This window comes from Hymenobacter guriensis, from assembly GCF_015773195.1.
GTDB classification, from domain to species: Bacteria; Bacteroidota; Bacteroidia; order Cytophagales; family Hymenobacteraceae; genus Hymenobacter; species Hymenobacter guriensis.
Window position 1 is genome coordinate 100,347 of record NZ_JADWYK010000004.1, and the last position, 21,201, is coordinate 121,547.

19 protein-coding genes are annotated in these 21,201 nt (G+C 59.5%); 15 read left to right on the top strand and 4 right to left on the bottom strand.

The genetic code is table 11. From position 1 onward, the window contains the following. The first annotated feature begins 29 nt into the window (after window positions 1-29). Window positions 30-578, top strand: coding sequence for a hypothetical protein (locus tag I5L79_RS08430; protein WP_196954598.1), 549 nt, complete (start codon window positions 30-32; stop codon window positions 576-578). Window positions 579-605: 27 nt separating this feature from the next. Continuing rightward, on the top strand, window positions 606-1,520 hold the full coding sequence (locus I5L79_RS08435) for a flavin reductase family protein (protein WP_196954599.1): 915 nt from the start codon (window positions 606-608) through the stop codon (window positions 1,518-1,520). A gap of 194 nt (window positions 1,521-1,714) precedes the next feature. Here I5L79_RS08435 and I5L79_RS08440 read toward each other — a convergent pair whose 3' ends face one another. Both I5L79_RS08440 and tsaE read right to left on the bottom strand, forming a co-directional pair. Continuing rightward, window positions 1,715-2,941: an alanine dehydrogenase gene (locus tag I5L79_RS08440; RefSeq protein WP_196954600.1), complete on the bottom strand. Its 1,227-nt coding sequence runs from the start codon at window positions 2,939-2,941 to the stop codon at window positions 1,715-1,717. An 86-nt stretch (window positions 2,942-3,027) separates the two neighbouring features. Continuing rightward, a complete protein-coding gene (gene tsaE, locus I5L79_RS08445) occupies window positions 3,028-3,447 on the bottom strand; it encodes a tRNA (adenosine(37)-N6)-threonylcarbamoyltransferase complex ATPase subunit type 1 TsaE (RefSeq protein ID WP_196954601.1) in 420 nt (139 codons plus the stop codon). A gap of 265 nt (window positions 3,448-3,712) precedes the next feature. Between tsaE and I5L79_RS08450 the strand changes: the two genes are divergently transcribed. The 4 genes from I5L79_RS08450 to I5L79_RS08465 all read left to right on the top strand — a co-directional run bounded on the left by I5L79_RS08450 (window position 3,713) and on the right by I5L79_RS08465 (window position 8,862). Beyond that, complete coding sequence (locus I5L79_RS08450) at window positions 3,713-4,969, top strand: pyridoxal phosphate-dependent aminotransferase (protein WP_231402988.1); 1,257 nt, start codon at window positions 3,713-3,715, stop codon at window positions 4,967-4,969. A 295-nt stretch (window positions 4,970-5,264) separates the two neighbouring features. Then, window positions 5,265-5,690, top strand: coding sequence for a MarR family winged helix-turn-helix transcriptional regulator (locus I5L79_RS08455; RefSeq protein WP_196954602.1), 426 nt, complete (start codon window positions 5,265-5,267; stop codon window positions 5,688-5,690). Window positions 5,691-5,857: 167 nt separating this feature from the next. After that, the gene (locus tag I5L79_RS08460) at window positions 5,858-8,299 is read left to right on the top strand and encodes a TonB-dependent receptor (protein ID WP_231402990.1); all 2,442 of its coding nucleotides are present in this window, start codon (window positions 5,858-5,860) and stop codon (window positions 8,297-8,299) included. 215 nt (window positions 8,300-8,514) lie between these two features. Next, entirely contained in the window at window positions 8,515-8,862 is a 348-nt protein-coding gene (locus I5L79_RS08465) for a hypothetical protein (RefSeq protein ID WP_196954603.1), read from the top strand. Between the two features lie 52 nt (window positions 8,863-8,914). Here the strand turns inward: I5L79_RS08465 and porX are convergent, their stop codons facing one another. Continuing rightward, window positions 8,915-10,480 carry a T9SS response regulator signal transducer PorX gene (porX, locus tag I5L79_RS08470; protein ID WP_196954604.1) on the bottom strand — a complete coding sequence of 522 codons (1,566 nt, stop codon included), beginning with the start codon at window positions 10,478-10,480 and terminating at the stop codon, window positions 8,915-8,917. Window positions 10,481-10,675: 195 nt separating this feature from the next. Between porX and I5L79_RS08475 the strand changes: the two genes are divergently transcribed. From I5L79_RS08475 to I5L79_RS08505, 7 genes are all read left to right on the top strand, one after another. Beyond that, a complete protein-coding gene (locus tag I5L79_RS08475; RefSeq protein ID WP_196954605.1) occupies window positions 10,676-11,041 on the top strand; it encodes a four helix bundle protein in 366 nt (121 codons plus the stop codon). Window positions 11,042-11,148: 107 nt separating this feature from the next. Then, window positions 11,149-12,378 (top strand): HD domain-containing protein, encoded by a 1,230-nt coding sequence (locus I5L79_RS08480; protein ID WP_196954606.1) that lies wholly within the window; start codon window positions 11,149-11,151, stop codon window positions 12,376-12,378. A 133-nt stretch (window positions 12,379-12,511) separates the two neighbouring features. Beyond that, entirely contained in the window at window positions 12,512-13,552 is a 1,041-nt protein-coding gene (gene lpxD, locus I5L79_RS08485) for a UDP-3-O-(3-hydroxymyristoyl)glucosamine N-acyltransferase (protein WP_196954607.1), read from the top strand. A 106-nt stretch (window positions 13,553-13,658) separates the two neighbouring features. Beyond that, window positions 13,659-15,053 carry a bifunctional UDP-3-O-[3-hydroxymyristoyl] N-acetylglucosamine deacetylase/3-hydroxyacyl-ACP dehydratase gene (locus tag I5L79_RS08490; RefSeq protein WP_196954608.1) on the top strand — a complete coding sequence of 465 codons (1,395 nt, stop codon included), beginning with the start codon at window positions 13,659-13,661 and terminating at the stop codon, window positions 15,051-15,053. 118 nt (window positions 15,054-15,171) lie between these two features. After that, window positions 15,172-15,972 carry an acyl-ACP--UDP-N-acetylglucosamine O-acyltransferase gene (gene lpxA, locus I5L79_RS08495; protein ID WP_196954609.1) on the top strand — a complete coding sequence of 267 codons (801 nt, stop codon included), beginning with the start codon at window positions 15,172-15,174 and terminating at the stop codon, window positions 15,970-15,972. A gap of 19 nt (window positions 15,973-15,991) precedes the next feature. Further along, on the top strand, window positions 15,992-16,624 hold the full coding sequence (locus I5L79_RS08500; protein ID WP_196954610.1) for an ABC transporter ATP-binding protein: 633 nt from the start codon (window positions 15,992-15,994) through the stop codon (window positions 16,622-16,624). A 269-nt stretch (window positions 16,625-16,893) separates the two neighbouring features. After that, window positions 16,894-17,253, top strand: a complete 360-nt coding sequence (locus tag I5L79_RS08505) for a hypothetical protein (RefSeq protein WP_196954611.1) — start codon at window positions 16,894-16,896, stop codon at window positions 17,251-17,253. Between the two features lie 137 nt (window positions 17,254-17,390). Here I5L79_RS08505 and I5L79_RS08510 read toward each other — a convergent pair whose 3' ends face one another. Beyond that, a complete protein-coding gene (locus I5L79_RS08510; RefSeq protein ID WP_196954612.1) occupies window positions 17,391-18,134 on the bottom strand; it encodes a DUF4197 domain-containing protein in 744 nt (247 codons plus the stop codon). 201 nt (window positions 18,135-18,335) lie between these two features. Between I5L79_RS08510 and I5L79_RS08515 the strand changes: the two genes are divergently transcribed. Together I5L79_RS08515 and I5L79_RS08520 are read left to right on the top strand one after the other, a co-directional pair. Continuing rightward, window positions 18,336-19,592 carry a competence/damage-inducible protein A gene (locus tag I5L79_RS08515; RefSeq protein WP_196954613.1) on the top strand — a complete coding sequence of 419 codons (1,257 nt, stop codon included), beginning with the start codon at window positions 18,336-18,338 and terminating at the stop codon, window positions 19,590-19,592. 155 nt (window positions 19,593-19,747) lie between these two features. Further along, window positions 19,748-21,151 (top strand): dihydrolipoamide acetyltransferase family protein, encoded by a 1,404-nt coding sequence (locus tag I5L79_RS08520; protein WP_196954614.1) that lies wholly within the window; start codon window positions 19,748-19,750, stop codon window positions 21,149-21,151. The last annotated feature ends 50 nt before the right edge of the window (window positions 21,152-21,201 follow it).

Consider the following 21,201-nt stretch of genomic DNA (forward strand, 5'->3'; position numbering starts at 1 on the left):
CAGAATTCTTCTGTTCTTATCTTGCCATAATGCCTGATACACCTGATGCGCATTGGCCCCGGCCACAGACAGCGCCGCGCTGGATTTTTGGTCTGGGCCTGTTGGCATTGCTGCTGGTAGTGCAGCTGGAAACAAATTCCTGGCTTTTCCCGCCGGTTATAGTGCTGACCGCGGTGAGTTTACTGGTCATCCTGGTTGGCTTGCTACTGAGCAAACCGCCCCGGCGCGCCTACTGGCTGATTGTGGCAAGCGCAATGGCGCTACAGCTGCCTCTGTTCCCGCTCATCCACCAGTGGCAGGATGCTGTTTCTCAACGCCGAGCCGCCGTCATCATTCAAGCCCTGACAGCCTACCGCCACGACCAGCACAAACTGCCCGATTCGCTGGCGCAGTTGACGCCCCGGTATCTGCCTCACCTGCCGGGCACGGGCTTCGGCACCTTCTCCCACATACCTTTCGTCTACTATCCGCCCCTCCTCATAGAGGACTCCACGCAGTATATGCTTGGGTATGGCGCGGGCCTTTTTGCAGGCGCTACCTACAACAGCCACAGTCGGCGCTGGCACTACGATGATTAATTGCCCGGCAACGGCGAACTTCGCCCCATGCCCGCTCCCACCCTATTCCGCAGCATCACCCCCTCCGACTTATCTCCTTCTGACTGGCACCCGTTTATGGTGGGGGCCGTGGCCCCGCGCCCGGTGGCGTTTGTAAGTACGGTGGATGAAGGCCGCGTGAACCTGAGCCCCTACAGTTTCTTCAACTGCTTTGGCTCCAACCCGCCCATCCTGGCGTTTTCACCCGCCAACCGCGTGCGCGACAACTCCCAGAAGCACACCCTGCAGAACGTGCGCGAAGTACCTGAATGTGTGGTGCACATCTGCGACTACGCTATGGTCGAGCAGATGTCGTTGGCCAGCACGGAGTATGCCAAGGGCGTAAATGAGTTTGTGAAGGCCGGTTTCACCGAAGTGCCGAGCCAGCGGGTGCGCCCGCCCCGCGTGCTGGAAGCCCCGGCCGCTTTTGAGTGCGTGGTAGAGCAGATAATTGAGCTGGGCCAGAACAACGGAGCCGGCAACCTGGTGCTGTGCCGGGTGGTGCTGGCCCACTTCCGCGAAGACATCATCCTGCCCTCCGGCATCGGCATCGACCCCAGGAAGCTCGACGCCGTGGCCCGCCTCGGTGGCGACTGGTACAGCCGGTCCGCCCAAACCCTGTTCGAAGTACCCAAGCCCAACCGCAACCTCGGCATCGGCTTCGACCAGCTCCCGGCCCACATCCGCCATTCCGACGTGCTGACCGGCAACAACCTGGGCCGCCTCGCCAACGTCGAAGCCCATGCACTGCCTACATCCGAGGAAGTAGCTGCCTACCGCCAGAAGCCCGCCGTGCAGGCCATTCTGCAACTAGGAGATGCTGCGCAACGGCAGGCCCTTATGCAACTCGGGAAGCAGCTGCTGGAGTCCGGACAGGTGCTGGACGCGTGGAAAGTACTGTTGCTGGCCTCACCGGAAGCATAAGCAGGCTTACGCCACGCCACCTATTGCTTCGTCGCATCGGAAGCAATCAGGCACAAACACTCATTGCTCCTCTCAGGTCGTGCGCTTGCGCCGCTTGGCATGAGCGGAGCAACGGTGTAAGACACCTTATTACCCACTGCCGTGCCGTCCACAAAATCCGTGGAATCCGCTTCAATCCGCGCGAATCCGTGGTTCTAGTTCCGCACGGCAATCATCAACCCCAGCTCCTTGTAGCGCATGTTGAATTTCTTGGCAATGGCGGAGTTGGTGAGGGAGCCTTTGTAGGCGTACACGCCGGAGCGGAAATGCTCGTTGGTAAACAGCACCTCGTTGATGCCGCCGTGCTGACTGATTTCCTGCAGAATGGGCGTGAAGATGTTACTCAGGGCGTTGGTAGCGGTGCGCGGCACGCGCGAGGCAATGTTAGGCACACAGTAGTGCACCACGTCGTACTTGCGGTACACCGGCTTGCTGTGGCTGGTCATTTCCGAGGTTTCAAAGCACCCGCCCTGGTCAATGCTGACATCGATGATGACGGAGCCCGGCGACATACTGGCTACCACGTCTTCGGGCACCATGAAGGGAATACGGCCCTCCTCGGCATTCAGCGCCCCAATCACCACGTCGGCGCGACGGATCTGCTGGTTCAGGGTGTAGGTATCCAGCGTGCTGGTGAAGAGCTGAATGCCCAGGTTTTGCTTGAGGCGACGCAGTTTGTAGAGGTGATTGTCGAACACCTTCACCTCGGCGCCCAGCCCCGTAGCGGCGCGGGCGGCGTACTCGGCCACGGTGCCCGCCCCCAGAATCACCACCTGGGAGGGCGGCACGCCCGTAATACCACCCAGAATCACGCCTTTGCCCTCGTTGGAGCGGGCCAGATATTCGGCGGCCACCAGCATCACGGTAGAGCCCGCAATTTCGGACATGGCCCGCACTACCGGCCGCGCCCCCGAGGGGTCTTTTATCAGCTCAAAGCTGATGGCATTCACCTTTTTGCGCAGGATGCCCGTGATGTAGTCACTGGTGAGGGAGCCAAACTGTAGGGCCGAAATCAGGGTCTGGTTGGGCCGTAGCAAGTCGATTTCCTCGGCCGTGGGCGGGGCCACTTTCAGCACGATATCAGCCTGAAACACTTCCTTAGGCGTGTAGGCTATGCTGGCGCCGGCCTCGGAGTAGTTGTGGTCGGAGTACTTGCTGGGCTCCCCGGCCCCGCTTTCCATCACCACTTCGTGGCCTTCCTCTACCAGGTGCTTCACGGCCTCGGGCGTGAGGCAGATGCGGTTTTCCTGCAAGGAGGTTTCGCGGGGCAGCCCGATAAACAGCTTGCGCTTGCGCGTTTCCACGGCCAGCATGGATTCCTGCGTGAAGTACGCGCGGCTGGCAGCCAGCGCCTCAAATCCAGGGGGTACTGCTTCGGGCATCTTGGTTTAATTAGTAATTAATAATTAACAATTAGTAATGAGCTGATTCGATGGGCCTTGAGGCTGAAACACCGAATTCTTCATTATTAATTACTAATTATTAATTCCCTCGCAGAGGGTCCGGTGACGGTGAGCGTGAGGAGTAGCCGATCAGGCGGCAGCAGGGCTTCGATGCGGCCGGGCCACTCTATCAGGCAAAGATAGCCAGAATCGAAGTACTCCAATGCGCCTATATCCAAGGCCTCCTGCGGAGAGTTGAGGCGGTAGAAGTCGAAGTGGTAGATGGGTTGGTCGCGGGCGTCGCGGTACTCATTCACGAGCGAAAACGTGGGGCTGCTAACTTCCTCCGTCACGCCCAGGCTGGCACACAGCGCTTTGATGAAGGTGGTTTTGCCCGCCCCCATCTCGCCCTCGAAGCACACGAGGGAGTGGCCCGCCAGCGCCTCGCGCACCTGGGCTGCCGCCGCCGGCAGCGCCGCCAAATCAGGAATTTCAACTGTCTGCATACCGGCAAAGGTAAGGAGGTGATGAGGTAACACGTGACACGTAAGCCTGGAGGCAGGTTTAGCCATCGGAGATGGCGCGTCTGCCCGCCGACGGATAAAAGCAAGTCTCCTGACTTGCGGCTGCCCCAGCGGCCAGCCGGCGCCGCGCCGCCTGTGCCAGCTACCGGTTACCTGTCACGTGTCACGTGTCACCTGTCACGTGTCACCCCATCACCCTGTCACCTCAGCACCTATTACCTTTACCCGACCACAACCACACCGCACTATGCAAGTTTCCCGGATGGCGGGCAGCCTTATCGGCTCCGAAATCATTAAAATCGGCAATGAAGTAAACGATATGATCCGCCGGGGGGAGCAGATCTGCAACCTCACCATCGGCGACTTCGACCCCGGCATCTTCCCGATTCCCGACGAGCTGGCCACGGAAATCACCCAGGCCTACGCGGCGCACAACACCAACTACCCGCCCGCCAATGGCGTGGCCGAGCTGCGCCAGAGCGTGAGCAAGTTCCTGGCCGACCGCCTGGGCCTGCAGTACTCGCCCAACGACATTCTGGTGGCCGGCGGCTCCCGCCCGCTCATCTACGCCACCTACCTGGCCCTTATCGACCCCGGCGACAAAGTGGTGTTCCCGGTGCCGTCCTGGAACAACAACCACTACTGCCACCTTTCCGGCGCCGAGGGATTGATGGTGGCCACCACGCCCGAAAACAACTTCATGCCCTCGGCTGCCGACGTGGCACCCCACCTGGGCGGGGCTACGCTGCTGGCGCTCTGCTCCCCGCTCAACCCCACCGGCACTGTCTTCACCAAGGTTGATCTGGAGGAAATCTGCGACCTGGTCATTGCCGAAAACCGGCGCCGCGGCCCCGACGAAAAGCCGCTGTACATTATGTACGACCAGATTTACTGGCTGCTGACCTTCGGCAACACCGAGCACTACGACCCGGTGAACCTCCGCCCCGAGCTGCGCGACTACGTTATCTACATCGACGGCATTTCCAAGTGCCTAGCCGCTACCGGCGTGCGCGTGGGCTACGCGTTTGGCCCCAGCGTCATTATCGACAAGATGAAAGCCATTCTGGGCCACGTGGGGGCCTGGGCTCCTAAAGCCGAGCAGGTTGCCACTGCCGCCTACCTGCCCCGTCAAACCGATGTTGACGCCTTCCTTACGGATTTCCGCCACCGCGTGCAGACCAGCCTCAACGCCCTCTACCAGGGCCTCACCGAGCTGCGCCAGCAGGGCTACCCCGTTCAGGCCGTCGTGCCAATGGGCGCCATTTACCTGACCATCAAGCTGGACGTGCTGGGCAAAACCACGCCCGCCGGCCAGCAACTCACGTCCACCAAAGAGCTGACATCGTACCTCATCAGTGAGGCGCGGCTGGCCCTGGTGCCCTTCAGCGCCTTCGGCTCGGCGCATTCTGAGCCCTGGTTCCGTGCCTCCGTGGGCGGTGCTTCCCTGGAGTCAATTCAGGCGGCTCTGCCCCGCCTGCGGGCCGCGCTGGACGCCCTGCGGTAACCGCTTCCGGTGCCTACCACCTGAGCCCGGAGCTGCGTTGCGGCTTCGGGCTTTTGCATTTTCTGGCCTGCTTGGTAGTTGACTAGATGTAAAATGCTCTACTGCGCTTGCTCTGCCTCACAGCTTGCTTTGGCGCTGCGCAAGCCGCACTTGCTGCTCTATTCCAAACCGTCAGAAAAATATTTTCCTGTTAATCAATCCATTATACTACCACAAGGTCGCTATACGAAATTATTCGTGTAGCGCAGGCAACCTCTATGACATATCATATGTCTTTATGACAAACTGATTCAGCATGCTTTCCCGGATCATCTTCTACTCCATCGACAAGGCCATCCGAACCTACCGGAAGCTGGCCCAGACCAACATAGACCGGGCGGGCATTGCCATTACCATCGACCAGTGGCTGGTGCTGCGCGTGATTGAGGAAGACCAGAGCCTGACCCAGACTGAAATTGCTGAGCGGGTGCTGAAAGACCAGGCTTCCGTGGCCCGCATGATTGCGCTGCTGCTCAAGCACGGCCTGCTGGCCTCCGAGCCGGTCGCCCACGATGCCCGCCGTACCCGGCTGCAAGTGACGCCCCAGGGCCAGGCTACGCTGGCGGCCGTGGAGCCGGTAATACTGCGCAACCGCGCCCAGGCGCTGCAGGGCATTTCGGAGGAGGAACTGGCTACCCTGCGCCGCCTGCTGGAACGCATATACCTCAACTGTTCTACCTGAGCCCTGCTCCTGCCGCCTGTCCATCGGCTCATCGGCTCATCGGCAGAAACAAAAATAATTTTGAATATACGAACACCTTCGTACATTTACTACGAAATCATTCGTATTAACTCTATACTGATTCGAATGCCCGCCTCTGCTTTCTCTCACCAACCTTCTTCTGAGCTATGAAAACTCTTTCTCTTACCCTTATGAGCACGTTGCTGGCGCTGTCGGCCCGGGCTCAGGTTGCCCCCGTTACCGGCCAGGTGCGCGACGCCCAGGGCGCGGTCGTGGAGTTTGCCACCGTCACCCTGCACCGCGCCGCCGACTCATTGGTGGTGAAATCGGAATTCAGCGACGAGCGGGGCGCTTACCGGCTGGAGCCGGCCGCCGCTGGGCGATACCTGATTTCGGTGGCGCAGCTAGGTTTCCGGCGGGCCTGGACCGGGCCGCTGGAGGTAGCCGGCAGTCCGGTGGCAGCACCTCTCATCACCCTGCAGACCAGCGGGGCTACTACTCTGAAGGAAGTGACGGTAACAGGCAGCAAGCCGCTGTATGAGCGCCAGGCCGACCGCACGGTGGTGAACGTGGAAGGCAGCACGCTGGCGGCGGGCAATACGAGCTTGGATGTGCTGCGCCGCTCGCCTGGCGTGACGGTGGATGGCAACGACAACCTGGCATTGCGCGGGCGGCAGGGCTTGCTGGTGCTCATCGATGGCAAGCGGCAGCCCATGTCGGGCGCCGAGCTGGCTGATTACCTGCGCGGGCTGCCCGCCGACCAGCTCAAAAGCATTGAGCTGATAACCAACCCACCGGCCAAGTACGACGCACAGGGCGGGGCAGGCATCATTGCCATCAACCTGAAGAAAGACCAGCGCCAGGGCACCAACGGCACCGCGCAGGCCAGCCTGGGCTACGGGCGCTACCACAAAGCCACCGCGGGCCTGACGCTGAACCACCGGCGCAAGCACTACAACGTGTTTGGCTCCTACACCTTGGCCGACCGCCGCAACTACAGCGCCCTCACCATCAACCGGGACTTTTTCGACTACGCGGACAACACCCAGACGCTGGTGGGAAAGTCGTTCCAGGACAATCAGAGCGTGGGACATGGCCTTTCGCACAGCTGGAAGGCCGGGCTGGACTATACACTTTCGGAGCGCACCATCATCGGGACGGTGTTCAACGGGCTGGCCCTCAAAACCGACAGCAAAGGCTCCAACTTCTCGGAGCAGTATACCGCCGGCGGGGAGCTGACGCGGCGCTACACCTCTGACAACCGCCGCAACGGCGACGTGCCCAACTTCTCAGGCAACGTGAACTTCCGGCATACTTTTGCCGACTCGCTGGGAGGCCACGAGCTGACCGCCGATGCCGACTACGCCCGCTACGATACGCGCCGCAACCAACTGCTGGACACCCGCTTTTCGTTTCCGCGCGACTCGGCCGACCGGTTCACCAGCGACCAGCAAAGCCTGCTCACCATTCAATCGGTGAAGGCGGACTACACTCGACCCTTGAGTAAGGCGCTGCGCCTGGAGGCCGGCGGCAAAGTCAGCTGGGTATACTCCGACAACGACCTGGCGTTCCGCATTCCGGCCGTGGGCGGCGATGTGAGCCAGCTGGTGCGCGACCCGCTCCGCTCCAACCGTTTCCGCTACGACGAGAACATTGTGGCCGGCTACGTCAACTTCAACCAGACGCTGCCGCAGTGGACGCTGCAGGCCGGCCTGCGCGGGGAGCAAACCAACGCCGAGGGTAAGCCGGAGGCTGATTCTTTGCGCTTCAGCCGGCACTACTTCCAGCTGTTTCCGAGTGCGGCCGTGAAGCACACGTTCTCCGACAAGCACGAGCTGGCGCTGTCGCTGAGCCGGCGCATCGACCGGCCTTCGTACGGGCAGCTGAACCCGTTTCGCTCCTACATCGACGTGACGACGTACGGGGCCGGCAACCCCGAGCTGCTGCCGCAAACCAGCTACAACATGGAGCTGACGCACACCTTTCAGCAGAAATACAGCGTGGGCTTGAGCTACGCCGTCACCTCGGACCCAATTATTGGCACAGTGCAGCCGGCCAAGGACGGGGGCCGGGTGGTGGTTTCGACCAGCCAGAACCTGGAGCGGCAGTATAACTACTCACTCACCTTTACGGTGCCGGTGGAGCCGGCCAAGTGGTGGAGCGTGTACAACAACGCGGTGTTTTACTACAGCCGTTTCGTGGGCAACCTAGCCGGCACGGCCCTGAACGCAGGCAGCCCCGCCTTCAACCTGAGCAGCAACAGCACCTTTACGCTGGGCCACGACTGGAAGGCCGACCTGAACGCCACGTATCAATCCAAAGAGCGGTACGGCTACTTCCTCTCCAAGCCGCAGGGCGAACTATCGGTGGGCGTGCAGAAAGGCTTATGGAACAACAAAGCCACCGTGAAGCTCAACGCTACCGATTTGCTGTACACCAACAAGGGCCGGGCTACCACGTCCTTCAACAACTACACCGAGCGGTTTTACCAGCGGTTTGAGTCGCGGGTGGTTACCCTGTCACTCAACTACCGCTTCGGCAACGACAAGTTAGCGCCGAGCAAGCGCCGACAAGGCGGCGCCGAAGACGAAAAGCGCCGGGCGCAGTAAAGCCAACGCGGCTTCCTAATAATGTGCGAAACAGACCAGCTGCACGAGTCGGAGACGTAAACCCCTCTCTTATGGCTCGTGCAGCTGGTCTGTTACGCGGCTCGGTGTCGAGCCCGGAACAAGTACTATAAACAGGTAAAAGCCTTTTGCAGATGTGCTTACTTGTTACATTTAGCAAACGCTTTACTGCTACAGACAGTCATTAGTTTAACTTCATGAAGTTGAAACATCCAATACGTGATTTGATACTAGTCATATTGGCTTGCGGTGGCATATATGTGTTTATCTTTATAGTTATGGGCAACCGAGATATAGCAGGAGGAGTGCTACTTAGTTGGATGCCCCAGCTAGCGGCATTAATGTGGGCCGTTAGCTCCCGAAGTAATGGCAAAACGATTAACTATGGGCAAAACGTATTGAAAGTAGGTTGCTTTGTTACCATTGGCTTCACAGCAGGTTTAGCCCTATTTTTTTTAGTTTCCCCTCTTGGGCTTGCCATCTTTTTGCCAACAGTCATCGGTTACTTAGTCGTCCAACATATTAATCCAACAACACATAAGTAGGCATAAACAAAAAGGCCGGTCAACTGACCGGCCTTTTTGTTTTCGCAACTACCTACCCCCGCGGGCTCAGCGTCACGTACGGGATGATGCACTCTTCCAGGGAGATGCCGCCGTGCTGGAACGTGTCCTTGTAGTAGTTCACGTAGTAGTTGTAGTTGTTGGGGTAGGCGAAGAAATAGTCGCCGACGGTGAAGACGTAGGCCGTACTCACGTTTTCGCGGGGCAGGAATACGCGCTCCGGCTTGCGCACGGTGTATACGTCACGGGAATCGTCGAAGCCCAGGTTTTTACCGTGCTTGTAGCGCAGGTTGGTGTTGGTGTTCCGGTCGCCCACAATCTTGTAGGGGCGGCGCACCCGAATGGTGCCGTGGTCGGTAGTGATGATGAGCTTGCCTTTCTTCTCGGCAATAACCTGCAGCATCTCATACAAGGGCGAGTGCAGAAACCACGAACGGGTGATGCTGCGGTAGGCCGACTCATCAGCGGCCAGCTCCCGGATCATGGCCATGTCGGTGCGGGCGTGGGAAAGCATGTCCACAAAGTTATAGACGATGACGTTGCACTTGTAGTTGTTGTGCAGGTTGCTCATTTTGCCCAGCAAGTCCTTGCCCGCCTGCAGGTTGGTCACCTTGTTGTAGCTGAACTTGTGCTTCTGGTTGGCCTTCTGGAACATGATTTCCATGAACTCGGCCTCGTGCAGGTTCTTGCCCTCGTCGTCGTCGTCCCACACCCACAGGTTGGGGTATTTCTTTTGGATTTCGCCCGGCATCATGCCCGAGAAGATGGCGTTGCGGGCGTAGGCCGTGGTGGTGGGCAGAATGCTGTAGTAGGTTTCCTCGGAGTCGACGGTGAACAGCTCGGCAATAATGGGCTCCAGCACTTTCCACTGGTCGTAGCGCAGATTGTCGATGAGCACGAAGTACACGGGCTGGTCGCCGGTTTCCTTGAGCAAGGGGAACACGCGCTTCTGGAACAGCTCGTGCGACATGAGCGGGGCATCCTTGTCGTCGCCGTTCACCCAGTCCTCGTAGTTCTCCGTGATGAAGCGGCCGAAGTAGGTGTTGGCCTCGTCCTTCTGCATGTTGAAGACCTCGGCCATGCTCTTGCCTTCCGTCTCGTTGATTTCCAGCTCCCAGTACACCAGCTTCTTGTACACATCGGCCCACTCCGAGGGCGAGAGGCGGTCGGAGAGCTGCATGCCCAGCTGGCGGAAGTCGCGCTGGTAGCCGGAGTTGGTGGCTTCGCTGATAAGGCGCTTGTTGTCGAGCACCCGCTTCACCGACAGCAGAATCTGGTTGGGGTTGACGGGCTTGATGAGGTAGTCGGCAATTTTGGCGCCGATGGCCGACTCCATAATGTGCTCTTCCTCGCTCTTGGTAATCATGACCACGGGCACGGTAGGCCGCACAGCTTTGATTTCGGTGAGGGTTTCGAGACCCGTGAGGCCGGGCATATTCTCGTCCAGAAAAACGATATCGTAGGTTTTCTCCTGGATTTCCTCAATGGCATCGGCGCCGGAGTTCACGCCCGTCACGTCGTAGCCTTTTTCCTTGAGAAAGAGAATGTGGGGTTTCAGGAGGTCGATTTCGTCGTCGGCCCAGAGAATGGAGTATTGCATAGAAGGGACTTGGGGACTTAGGGGCTTAGGGACTTGGTTTGTTCTCTCGGCCCGGTCAGATTCAACTTGTGCGGAAAACAGCCGCCGGTTGGCGTTGCATACGTAAGAGCTTAACCAAACAGTGGCAAAAAATATTGTGCAAGGTAAATTCTTCGTGAAATTCAAGCTCAGTGTAGCCCTTTCTTATTCTGCCTTATGTTTGATTTTCGGAAGCTCATCGTTTGGCAGGAGGGCCATCAACTTACTTTAGCGGTTTATCAGGCCACTCGCCCCTTCCCTAAAGAAGAACTGTTCGGTCTCACCAGCCAAATGCGCCGCTCAGCCGCTTCTATTCCTCATAACATTGCCGAGGGCTGTGGCCGAAACAGCTATGCTGAACTTGCCCGCTTCGTTACCATCAGTATGGGTTCAGCAAGTGAGTTGGAAACTCAGTTACTGCTTGCTAAAGATCTGCTTTACCTTTCCGCTCCTGAAGCAGAGGTATTAACGCAACATTGCAGCCGTTTGCGCCGAATGCTGCAGGCTTTCCAGACCAAAATCAAGCAGTACGCTGACCGATAGAAGACACATTAAACCTCTGCTACTACCAGCCTACACGGCCACAAAAACAAATCCCACGATGAGGACCGGACCAACCAAGTCCCGATGTCCCCAAGTCCCCAAGTCCCTTGAATAAGAAAAAAATCTTTAACGACCCCGTCTACGGCTTCGTGACCATCCCCACGGAGCTGCTGTTTGACCTGATTGAGCACTCGTACTTCCAGCGGCTGCGGCGCATTCAGCAGCTGGGACTCACCATGTTTGTGTACCCGGGGGCCCTGCACACGCGCTTTCACCACGCGCTGGGCGCCATGCACCTGATGACGCTGGCCCTGCGCACGCTCAAGGACAAGGGCGTGAAGATTTCGGCTAAGGAAGGCGAGGCCGCCATGGCCGCCATTCTGCTCCACGACATCGGCCACGGCCCCCTCTCCCACGCCCTGGAGCGCAGCATTTTCCACGATGTGCACCACGAGCAGGTGAGCTTGCACCTGATGAAAAAGCTGAACGCGCAGTTTGGCGGGGCGCTGGCGCTGGCCATTGAAATTTTTCAGGGCACCTACCACCGGCCGTTTTTCCACCAACTGGTGAGCAGTCAGCTGGATATGGACCGGCTCGACTACCTTAACCGGGACTCGTTCTATACCGGCGTGCAGGAAGGCCGCCCCGGCGCCGACCGCCTCATCAAGATGCTCACGGTGGTGGATGAGCGGCTAGTGCTGGAGGAAAAAGCCGTGTACAGCATCGAGAACTTTCTGGTGAGCCGCCGGCTGATGTACTGGCAGGTGTACCTGCACAAAACCGTCACGTCGGCCGAGCAGATGGTGATTCGGATTATGCAGCGGGCCCGGGATTTGGTGCGGGCCGGCGTGGCGGTACCGGCCTCGCCTAACCTGCACTTTTTCCTTTCGCGCAACGTCACCCAGCAGGAGTTTGAGGTCGACGACCAGATCCTGCGCCGCTTCACCCGCCTCGACGATACTGACGTGTGGGGGGCGGTGAAGCTCTGGGCCGACCACCCCGACAAAGTGCTGAACTACCTGGCCCAAAGCATGCTCGACCGGCACTTGTTCAAGATTCAGCTGCAGGCCGAGCCGTTTGAGGAAGACTTCCAGCTGGGCATCGTGGAGCTGATTGCCGAGCATTTCCAACTGCCGCCCACCGATGCCGCCCAGCTGATGCTTACCGGCCGCATCAGCAACAACGCCTACGATGCCGACGGTCAGGACACCATCGACGTGCTGACCAAGCGAGGCCGGGTAGTAAACGTGGCCGAAGCCTCTGACCTGCCCAACATCAAAGCCCTGGGCCAGCGCGTGGAAAAGCACTACATATGCTACCCCAAGGAGATTCTGTAAATCAGGGTCTTGAGGACTTAGGGGCTTGGATGATGGCCAACGATTTGACTGGCCGTTGTTTAGTGGAACATCAACCAAGACCCTAAGTCCCCAAGCCTCCAAGACCCCAACAATTTCCTACTTTTGTCCTCCTATGGAATTTACGGTAGCCCAGGTAGCGGAAGTATTGCACGGCACAGTCGAAGGCGACGCCGAGCTGCGCATTAATCGGCTGGCAAAAATCGAAGAGGCCCAGGCGGGCGCCATTACGTTTCTGGCCAACCCCAAGTACGAGCCCCAGCTTTATACCACCCACGCCACGGCCGTCATTGTGAGCCGCACGCTGGAGCTGCGCCAGCCAGTGGCGGCCACGCTTATCCGCGTAGATGACCCCTATTCCTGCTTTACGGCTTTGCTGGAATTCTACCAGCAGAATGCCCGCACCGGCCGGCGCGGCGTGGAAGAGCCCGCCTTTATGGGCCCCGGCTCCACCATCGGCGACAACCCCTACCGCGGGGCCTTCTCCTACATCGGCGAGAACTGCGTGATTGGCCGCGACGTGCTGATTTTCCCCAACGCCACCATCGGCGACCGGTGCCGCATCGGCGACGGCACCGTGATTTACGCCGGCGCCAAGATTTACGCCGACACCGTTATCGGGGCCCGCTGCGTGGTGCACGCCGGCGCCGTTATCGGCTCCGATGGGTTTGGATTTGCCCCCCAGCCGGATGGCTCCTACCGTCCCATTCCGCAGATTGGCAACGTGGTGCTGGAAGACAACGTGAGCATTGGGGCCAACGCTACTATCGACTGCGCTACGCTGGGGTCCACCATCATCCGGGAAGGCAGCAAAATCGATAACCTGGTGCAGATTGCTCACAACGTGGAAATCGGGCGCCATACCGTGGTGGCTTCGCAAACCGGTATTTCGGGCTCTACTAAAATCGGGGACTTCTGCGTGCTGGCCGGGCAGGCCGGGTTGGCCGGGCACCTCACGCTGGCCAACCGCACCACCGTTACGGCCCAGTCGGGTGTTGGCAAGTCCATCAAGGAGGAAGGCGTGCTGCTGCAAGGGTCCCCGGCCTTCGCCCTGCGCGACAGTCTGCGGGCCAACGCCATCTTCCGGCACCTGCCCGAGCTGGAGCGCCGCGTTACTGCGCTGGAGCGCAACCAATCCGAACAGGAAAAGCCCTAGCTTTGCAGCCGGTTTCTGTTTCTGGTTGCTCGTTTCTGGTTTTTAGTTGTCGTTCAACTAACGGAGAAACCAGCAACCAGAAACCAGAAACCAGAAACTTAACTACATGAACGACAAGCAACATACCATTAAGGCTCCGGTGACGGTAAGCGGCATTGGGCTGCACACCGGTGTGGTGGCCACCATGACTTTCTGCCCGGCCCCCATCAACCACGGCTACAAGTTTCAGCGCATCGATTTGCCCGGTCAGCCCCTCGTGGACGCCGACGTGGACAATGTGGTAGACCTGAGCCGCGGTACCACCATCGAGCAGAACGGGGCCCGCGTAAATACCGTGGAGCACACGCTGGCCGCGCTGGTAGGGTTGCAGATTGACAACGTGCTGATTCAGCTGGATGGCCCCGAGCCGCCCATTATGGATGGCAGCAGCTACGAGTTCATTAAGCCCCTGCAGGAAGTGGGCCTGGAAGAGCAGAACGCCCTGCGCAACTACTTCGAAATCCCCGACGAGGTGCGGTTTGTGGACAATGCCCGCGCCGTGGAAATTGCCGGCCTTCCCCTGAACGACTACCGCGTGACGGTGATGGTGGACTACAATTCCCCGGTGCTCGGCTCCCAGCACGCGTCCCTTACCGACATCACCCAGTTTGCCTCCGAAATTGCTTCCTCGCGTACCTTCTGCTTTTTGCACGAGCTGGAAGCTCTCTACAAGCAGAACCTCATCAAAGGCGGCGACCTGAGCAATGCTATTGTGGTGGTAGACCGCGTGGTGAGCGAGGATGAGCTGAGCGAACTGGCCACTATGCTGGGCAAGCCCAAAGTGGCCGTAAAAAAGGAAGGCATCCTCAACAACGTGGATTTGCGCCACAAAAACGAGCCCGCCCGCCACAAGCTCCTCGATTTGATTGGGGATTTGGCCCTGGTGGGGCGCCCGCTGAAAGGCCAGATTCTGGCTGCCCGGCCGGGCCACGCCGCCAACGTAGCCTTCGCCAAGAAAATCAAGAAGAAGATGCTGGAGGCCAACACCTCACCGGTGCCCACCTACGACCCTTCGCGGGAGCCGGTGATGGACATCAACCGCATCAGCCAGATTCTGCCCCACCGCTACCCTTTCCTGCTCATCGACAAGATTATTCACCTGGATGCCAGCACGGTAACGGGCGTGAAGAACGTGACGATGAACGAGCCGTTCTTCCCCGGCCACTTCCCCGGCAACCCCATTATGCCCGGCGTGCTGCAGATTGAAGCTATGGCCCAGACCGGCGGCATTCTGGTGCTGAACACGGTGCCTGACCCCGAGAACTACTGGACGTACTTCATGGGCATTGAAAGCTGCCGCTTCCGCCGCAAAGTATTGCCCGGCGACACCATCATTTTCAAGTGCCATTTGTTAGCTCCTATCAAACGGGGCATTGCCAAGATGAGCGGCAAGGCTTTCGTGAATGGCAAAGTGGTGATGGAGGCCGAAATGACCGCCAGCATCGTCCGCAAAGACGCCTGATTTCCAATTAGTAATTAATAATTAAGAATGAATAATGCTCATACCACCCGTTGCGTGGCGTCGTTGAGGCAATTCTTAATTATTAATTCTTAATTACTAATTACCCCCCTTCCCCCGAATGAACCAGCCGCTCGCCTACATCCACCCCGAGGCCATTATTGCGCAGAACGTCGTAGTAGAGCCGTTTACCACGATTGACAAGGACGTGGAAATTGGGGAAGGCACCTGGATTGGCCCCAACGTAACCATTATGGCCGGGGCCCGCATTGGCAAAAACTGCAAGATCTTCCCCGGCGCGGTAATTTCCGCCATGCCCCAGGACCTGAAGTTTGCCGGCGAGAAAACCACGGCCCATATAGGCGACAACACCGTGATTCGGGAGTGTGTGACGATAAACCGCGGCACCGTAGACAAGCTCAAGACCGTGGTAGGCGCCAACTGCCTGATTATGGCCTACGTGCACGTAGCCCACGACTGCGTAATCGGCAACAACTGTATTCTGGCCAATACGGTGCAGGTGGCCGGCCACGTCGAAATCGGCGACTACGCCATTATTGGTGGCTCCTCGTCTATCCATCAGTTCGTGCACATCGGGGCCCACGCCATGATTTCGGGCGGCTCCCTGATTCGCAAGGACGTGCCACCGTTTGTAAAGGCCGGACGGGAGCCACTCAGCTACGCCGGCATCAACTCCATCGGGCTACGCCGCCGGGGCTTCTCCGATCAGAAGATTGCCGAAATCCAGCAGCTCTACCGCCTGCTGTTTCTGAGCGGCCTGAACAACAACGCCGCCCTCGACCAGATTGAGCTGGAGCTGGCGCCCTCGCCCGAGCGCGACGAAGTGGTGAACTTCATCCGCAACTCCGGCCGGGGCGTCATCAAAGGCTATTCGCGTAACGGCAACGGCAGCGGGGAGTAATCGTCAGCAACCAACCGCTATGCAGATTGAGGCCCACGGGCTGGGAAAGCGCTTCGTGCGCGAGTGGATTTTCCGGGGCCTGACGCACACTTTCCGGCCGGGTACGGCCACGGCCATTCTGGGCCCGAACGGCGCGGGCAAAAGCACCCTGCTCAACACCTTATCGGGCCAGCTGCTGGCCTCGGAAGGCACGCTGGCGTACTCGCGGGATGGGCAGAAAGTGGCCGTGGAAAATGTACCACCATTGCTGGCCTACGCCGCGCCCTACCTGGAGCTGATTGAGGAATTGACGCTCACGGAGCTGCTGCAGTTTCACATCCGTTTTAAGCCGCTACGGCCCGGTTTTTCCCCGGCGCGGCTTATCGAGTTGATGTATCTGGATAAGTCGCGCCACAAGCTGGTACGGGACTTTTCCTCCGGTATGAAGCAGCGCCTTAAGCTGGCGTTGGCGCTCTACTCCCACGCTCCGCTCCTGCTCCTGGACGAGCCCACCACCAACCTCGACCGCGCCGGGGTGGCCTGGTACCAGGAGCACGTGCGCGCCACGCTGGCGGGCCGGCTGGTGCTGGTATCGAGCAACGTGCCGGAGGAGTATGACTTCTGCCAGGAACAACTCAATATCACCGATTTCGGGGCCCAGGCCGCCCGTTGAGTTTCCAAGTACTCTCGTATTTTTGGGTAAATGCCCCTTCGTCATGCCTGCCCAATCTCCGCTGTATGCCCAACTGGACATCAAGATTAGCTTACCGGAGTTGGCAACGACGATGCCATGAATTACCGGAAACACCGCGCTGATTTGCCCTGGCAACAGCTGACTTTGCTGGCCAACGCAACCTTCGCAACCCCTGCGCCCGTATCTTTGCCGCCCGTGCACCGCATTTTCTTCTTCGATTTTTCACTCTTTACTGCCTTAGCAAGGCCATGAGACAATACGACAACCTCGACGACGATTTCCTCGATGATGACGACGAGCTGGATAGCTTCGCCAAAACCGGCGGCAGTAAAACCCGCGGCTCCTCCGAGGACCAGCTTTCGGCCAAGTACGCCGACTACCTGATGTGGCGCGACACGGGCTCCTCCCACGACGAGGCCCTGGACCTGGCCAGCATGACCGAAGAAGAATACACCGCCGCCGAAGCGGCCGAAGACCCCGACAGCAGCCGCGGCTTCAGCTCCTTGGACGACGATGATGAAGATGCCTTTGACGACCTCGACGATGACGACAGCTTCGGCAGCAGCCGCAGCAAAAGCAAAGGTCGCTACGACGATGACGACTATTAGAGCTTAGAGCTTAGAGCTTAGAGCTTAGAATGTATGACAAAGGCCCCGCAACGGTTGTCGCGGGGCCTTTCTCTTTTGTCTTTTTTTGGCTGCTTGTTGCTCACTTCAAGCATAAGCACGAGGCACTACCCCTATTTCTATTTGCGGCCGAACACGCGCTTGAGCAGCTCGGTGGTGCGGGCAATGGGGTTTTCGCGGATGTTGGCTTCTTCCTGGGCAATGAGCGTGAACAGCCCGTCGATGGCCTTGCCGGTAGCGTACTGGTTCAGGTCGGTTTGCACGGGTTTCACCAGCGGAATCTGGTTGTAGCGCGTGGTAAGACTGGTGTAGTAGCGGGTGGCCCCTACTTTATCGAGGCTCTGCTGGATGATGGGCTGGAAGGCCGTGGTGAGCTGCGCGGTGGTGGTGCGCTTGAGGTACTGCGTGGCCGCATCCTTCTCACCCGTGAGAATATTCCACACGTCGGAAAAGGTGAGGCTCTTGATGGCGGAAATGAAGATGGGCTTGGCACTCTTGGCCGCGTCTTCGGCGCCCCGGTTCAGGCTCAGCTCAAACTTGTCGACTTCCGCCCCCAGGCCAATTTTGCGGAGCGTGGTAGCCACGCGCTGGGCATCGGCTGGGAAAGGAATACGAATCAGGTTGTTGAGGTAGAAGCCATCCTGCTGGGAGGCCTGGTCGGCGCCTTTGCTGATGCCCTGCACCAACGCTTCCTTCAAGCCGCTGGCGGCTTCCTGCTGCGTAACGGCGCCGGTTTGGGTGGTGGAGGTTGGCTTGGGCAGGGTAATGCTGCCTACCCGGGGCAGCGTAATGGTTTGGGCGCAGGCCGTGAGGCTTAGGCTGGAACCCAGGGCCAAAATCAGCGAATAGCGAAAGTTTTTCATAAATCGGAGCGGCAAAGGTCGGTTGGCTGTACGGCAGCCTCGGCCGCCCGTTCGCATAAACCGGACCAGTTTTTTGTTGTTTGCTGCTAGTTACGAGTTGCCAGTCGAAACCAGGCCCGGCAACCGACTACCGGCCGCTTACCGCCGACTACAAGCCCCGAAACCCCGACAACCTTTCCCCACACCCCACGTCACGTACTCATGCAGTCAGTCCCCACGGCCGAAATCATTACCATCGGCGACGAACTTCTTTACGGCCAGGTTATCGACACCAACTCGGCCTTTCTGGGCCAGGAGCTGGGCAAGCTCGGCATCCGGGTGCGGCAGATTACCAGCGTCTCGGACCGCGCCGACGAAATCGTGACGGCGCTGGATCTGGCCCGCACCCGCGCCAACGTGGTGCTGACCACCGGCGGCCTCGGCCCCACCAAGGACGATCTGACCAAGCACATCCTCACCCGCTACTTCAACACCGAACTGGTCCTTGATGAGCCCTCCTTGCGCAATGTGGAGGCCATCTTCGCCCGCTTCAACCGGCCCGTCACGGAAGTCAACCGCCAGCAGGCGTTTCTGCCCGCTTCCTGCGTGCCCGTACCCAACGCTATGGGTACCGCGCCGGGCATGTGGTTCGAGGACCAGGGCACCGTGTTTGTGAGCATGCCCGGCGTACCGTTCGAGATGAAGCGCATGATGACCGACACCGTACTCCCGCGCCTGGCCGCGCACTTCCAGGTGCCGCCCATCGAGCACATCGTGGTGCAGACCGCCGGCTTGGGCGAGTCGATGCTGGCCGAGCAGATTGCCGACTGGGAAGATGCCCTACCGGCTAACGTGAAGCTGGCTTACCTGCCTTCGCTGGGAGCCGTGCGCCTGCGCCTCACCGGCACCGACGACGGCCAGCCCAACCTGCGCGGCCGCATGGAAGCCTTGCTGCCGGCTTTGCGCGAGAAGCTCGGCCAGCACATCTTCGCCGAAACCGACATTCCGCTGGAGCAGGCCGTGGGCCAGCTCCTGGCGGCGCGCGGCCTCACGGTGGGCACCGCCGAGAGCTGCACAGGCGGCTATCTGGCCCACAAGCTCACCAGCGTGGCGGGCAGCTCCCGGTATTTCCGGGGCAGCTTTATTGCCTATCATAATGACATAAAAATCAACCAGCTGGGGGTGTTGCCTGAAACCCTGGCTGCACATGGGGCCGTGAGCGAGGAAGTGGTGCGCCAGATGGCAGAAGGCGCGCGCCAGCGCCTGGGCACCGACGTGGCCCTGGCCACCAGTGGCATTGCCGGCCCCGACGGCGGCTCGGAGGAAAAGCCCGTGGGCACCTTCTGGCTGGCCTACGCCGACGCGCACCGGACGGTGGCCCGCAAAATCGTGTTCAACCGCAGCCGCCAGCTCAACATCGAGTACGTAACGCACGCCTTGCTCAACCTGCTGCGCCTCAGCGTACCCGCCGCCGAGTAGCAGTCTGCCAAGGCTGGGTTGGAATCGGCATTGGCGTGCCCGGCCAAAAAGGCTACCTTTGACCGGTTTTTCGGCCCACCCACCCTGTTATAGTGGGCCGCAGCCGCTGATCTGCCCCCAACCCAATCCCCCAACTTTACATTTTCTGATTACGCATGGCACGAGTGGAAATGGTGATGCCCAAAATGGGCGAAAGCATTATGGAAGGCACCGTCCTGAAATGGCTCAAACAAGTAGGTGAAGCCATTGAGCAGGACGAGTCGGTGCTGGAAGTAGCTACCGACAAGGTAGATACCGAGGTACCCGCCATTCACGCCGGCGTGCTGCAGGAAATCCTGGTTCAGGAAGGCCAGGTAGTGGCTGTGGGCGCGCCCATTGCCATCATCGAAACCGACGCGGCCAGCGCCGGCGCAGTGGCACCCACCGCCGCGGCTCCCGCTGCCGAGCCTGCTGCCAGCACTGGCACATCCGCTCCCGAGGTACCTTACCTGCCCGAGCCGCACGACCCGCAGGCACAGCAGCAAACTGCTGCAGCCCAGCCCCAACCCGGCCGTTTCTACTCCCCGCTGGTGCTCAGCATTGCCCGCGAGGAAGGCATTTCGATGGCGGACCTGGAGTGCCTACCTGGCACCGGCTCAGAGGGCCGCGTCACGAAAAAAGACATCCTCGACTACGTAGCTGGTGGTAAAAAGCCCCTGGCCGCTGCACCTGCGCCCACCGCAGCCTCCACGGCAGCTTCGGCCCCCGTTGCTGCCTCGGCACCAGCACCACAAGCGGCTCCTGCAGCACCCGCTGCTAAGCCTGCTGCTTCCCCAGCCCCCGCTAGCAAACCTGTGCCTTCTGTGAGCGGCGGGCAGGAGCTGGTGGAAATGGACCGCATGCGCAAGATGATTGCCCAGCGCATGGTGGATTCTAAGCGCATTTCGCCCCACGTGACGAGCTTCGTAGAGGCCGACGTGACGGAAATCGTGAACTGGCGCAACAAGCACAAGGATGCTTACAAAAAGCGCGAGGGCGAAAACCTCACCTTCACGCCCATCTTCGTGCAGGCCATTGCCCGCGCCATTCAAGACTTCCCCAACATCAACGTATCGGTGGATGGGGACTACATCATCAAGAAGCGCGACATCAACGTGGGCGTGGCTGTGGCGCTGCCCTCCGGCAACCTCATTGTGCCGGTGATTCACAACGCCGACCAGCTGAACCTGAACGGCCTGACCAAGCGCGTGAACGACCTGGCCGCCCGCGCCCGGGCCAATAAGCTCAAGCCCGAAGACCTGGAAGGTGGCACCTATACCCTTTCCAATGTGGGCTCCTTCGGCAATGTGATGGGCACGCCAATCATCATGCAGCCCCAGGTGGCCATCATGGCCGTGGGTGCCATCAAGAAGAAGCCGGCCGTGATAGAAACGCCTCAGGGTGACCTGATTGGCATTCGCCACTTCATGTTCCTCTCGCACTCCTACGACCACCGTGTGGTTGATGGTTCGCTGGGTGGCATGTTCGTGCGCAAGGTGGCCGACTACCTTGAGCAGTTCGACCCCAACACGGCTATCTAGTAGCTTTGCGAGCCGTCACGCCAAGATGACGCATCACTAACTTACCAAAC

Bases quoted from the DNA above. Each gene is read 5' to 3' on its own strand.
- lpxA (WP_196954609.1), top strand. From the start codon at position 15,172: ATGAACCAGCCGCTCGCCTACATCCACCCCGAGGCCATTATTGCGCAG.
- lpxD (WP_196954607.1), top strand. From the start codon at position 12,512: ATGGAATTTACGGTAGCCCAGGTAGCGGAAGTATTGCACGGCACAGTC.
- I5L79_RS08460 (WP_231402990.1), top strand. From the start codon at position 5,858: ATGAAAACTCTTTCTCTTACCCTTATGAGCACGTTGCTGGCGCTGTCG.
- I5L79_RS08475 (WP_196954605.1), top strand. From the start codon at position 10,676: ATGTTTGATTTTCGGAAGCTCATCGTTTGGCAGGAGGGCCATCAACTT.
- I5L79_RS08430 (WP_196954598.1), top strand. From the start codon at position 30: ATGCCTGATACACCTGATGCGCATTGGCCCCGGCCACAGACAGCGCCG.
- I5L79_RS08490 (WP_196954608.1), top strand. From the start codon at position 13,659: ATGAACGACAAGCAACATACCATTAAGGCTCCGGTGACGGTAAGCGGC.
- I5L79_RS08435 (WP_196954599.1), top strand. From the start codon at position 606: ATGCCCGCTCCCACCCTATTCCGCAGCATCACCCCCTCCGACTTATCT.
- I5L79_RS08520 (WP_196954614.1), top strand. From the start codon at position 19,748: ATGGCACGAGTGGAAATGGTGATGCCCAAAATGGGCGAAAGCATTATG.
- tsaE (WP_196954601.1), bottom strand. From the start codon at position 3,447: ATGCAGACAGTTGAAATTCCTGATTTGGCGGCGCTGCCGGCGGCGGCA.
- I5L79_RS08500 (WP_196954610.1), top strand. From the start codon at position 15,992: ATGCAGATTGAGGCCCACGGGCTGGGAAAGCGCTTCGTGCGCGAGTGG.
- I5L79_RS08465 (WP_196954603.1), top strand. From the start codon at position 8,515: ATGAAGTTGAAACATCCAATACGTGATTTGATACTAGTCATATTGGCT.
- porX (WP_196954604.1), bottom strand. From the start codon at position 10,480: ATGCAATACTCCATTCTCTGGGCCGACGACGAAATCGACCTCCTGAAA.
- I5L79_RS08505 (WP_196954611.1), top strand. From the start codon at position 16,894: ATGAGACAATACGACAACCTCGACGACGATTTCCTCGATGATGACGAC.
- I5L79_RS08450 (WP_231402988.1), top strand. From the start codon at position 3,713: ATGCAAGTTTCCCGGATGGCGGGCAGCCTTATCGGCTCCGAAATCATT.
- I5L79_RS08515 (WP_196954613.1), top strand. From the start codon at position 18,336: ATGCAGTCAGTCCCCACGGCCGAAATCATTACCATCGGCGACGAACTT.
- I5L79_RS08440 (WP_196954600.1), bottom strand. From the start codon at position 2,941: ATGCCCGAAGCAGTACCCCCTGGATTTGAGGCGCTGGCTGCCAGCCGC.
- I5L79_RS08455 (WP_196954602.1), top strand. From the start codon at position 5,265: ATGCTTTCCCGGATCATCTTCTACTCCATCGACAAGGCCATCCGAACC.
- I5L79_RS08510 (WP_196954612.1), bottom strand. From the start codon at position 18,134: ATGAAAAACTTTCGCTATTCGCTGATTTTGGCCCTGGGTTCCAGCCTA.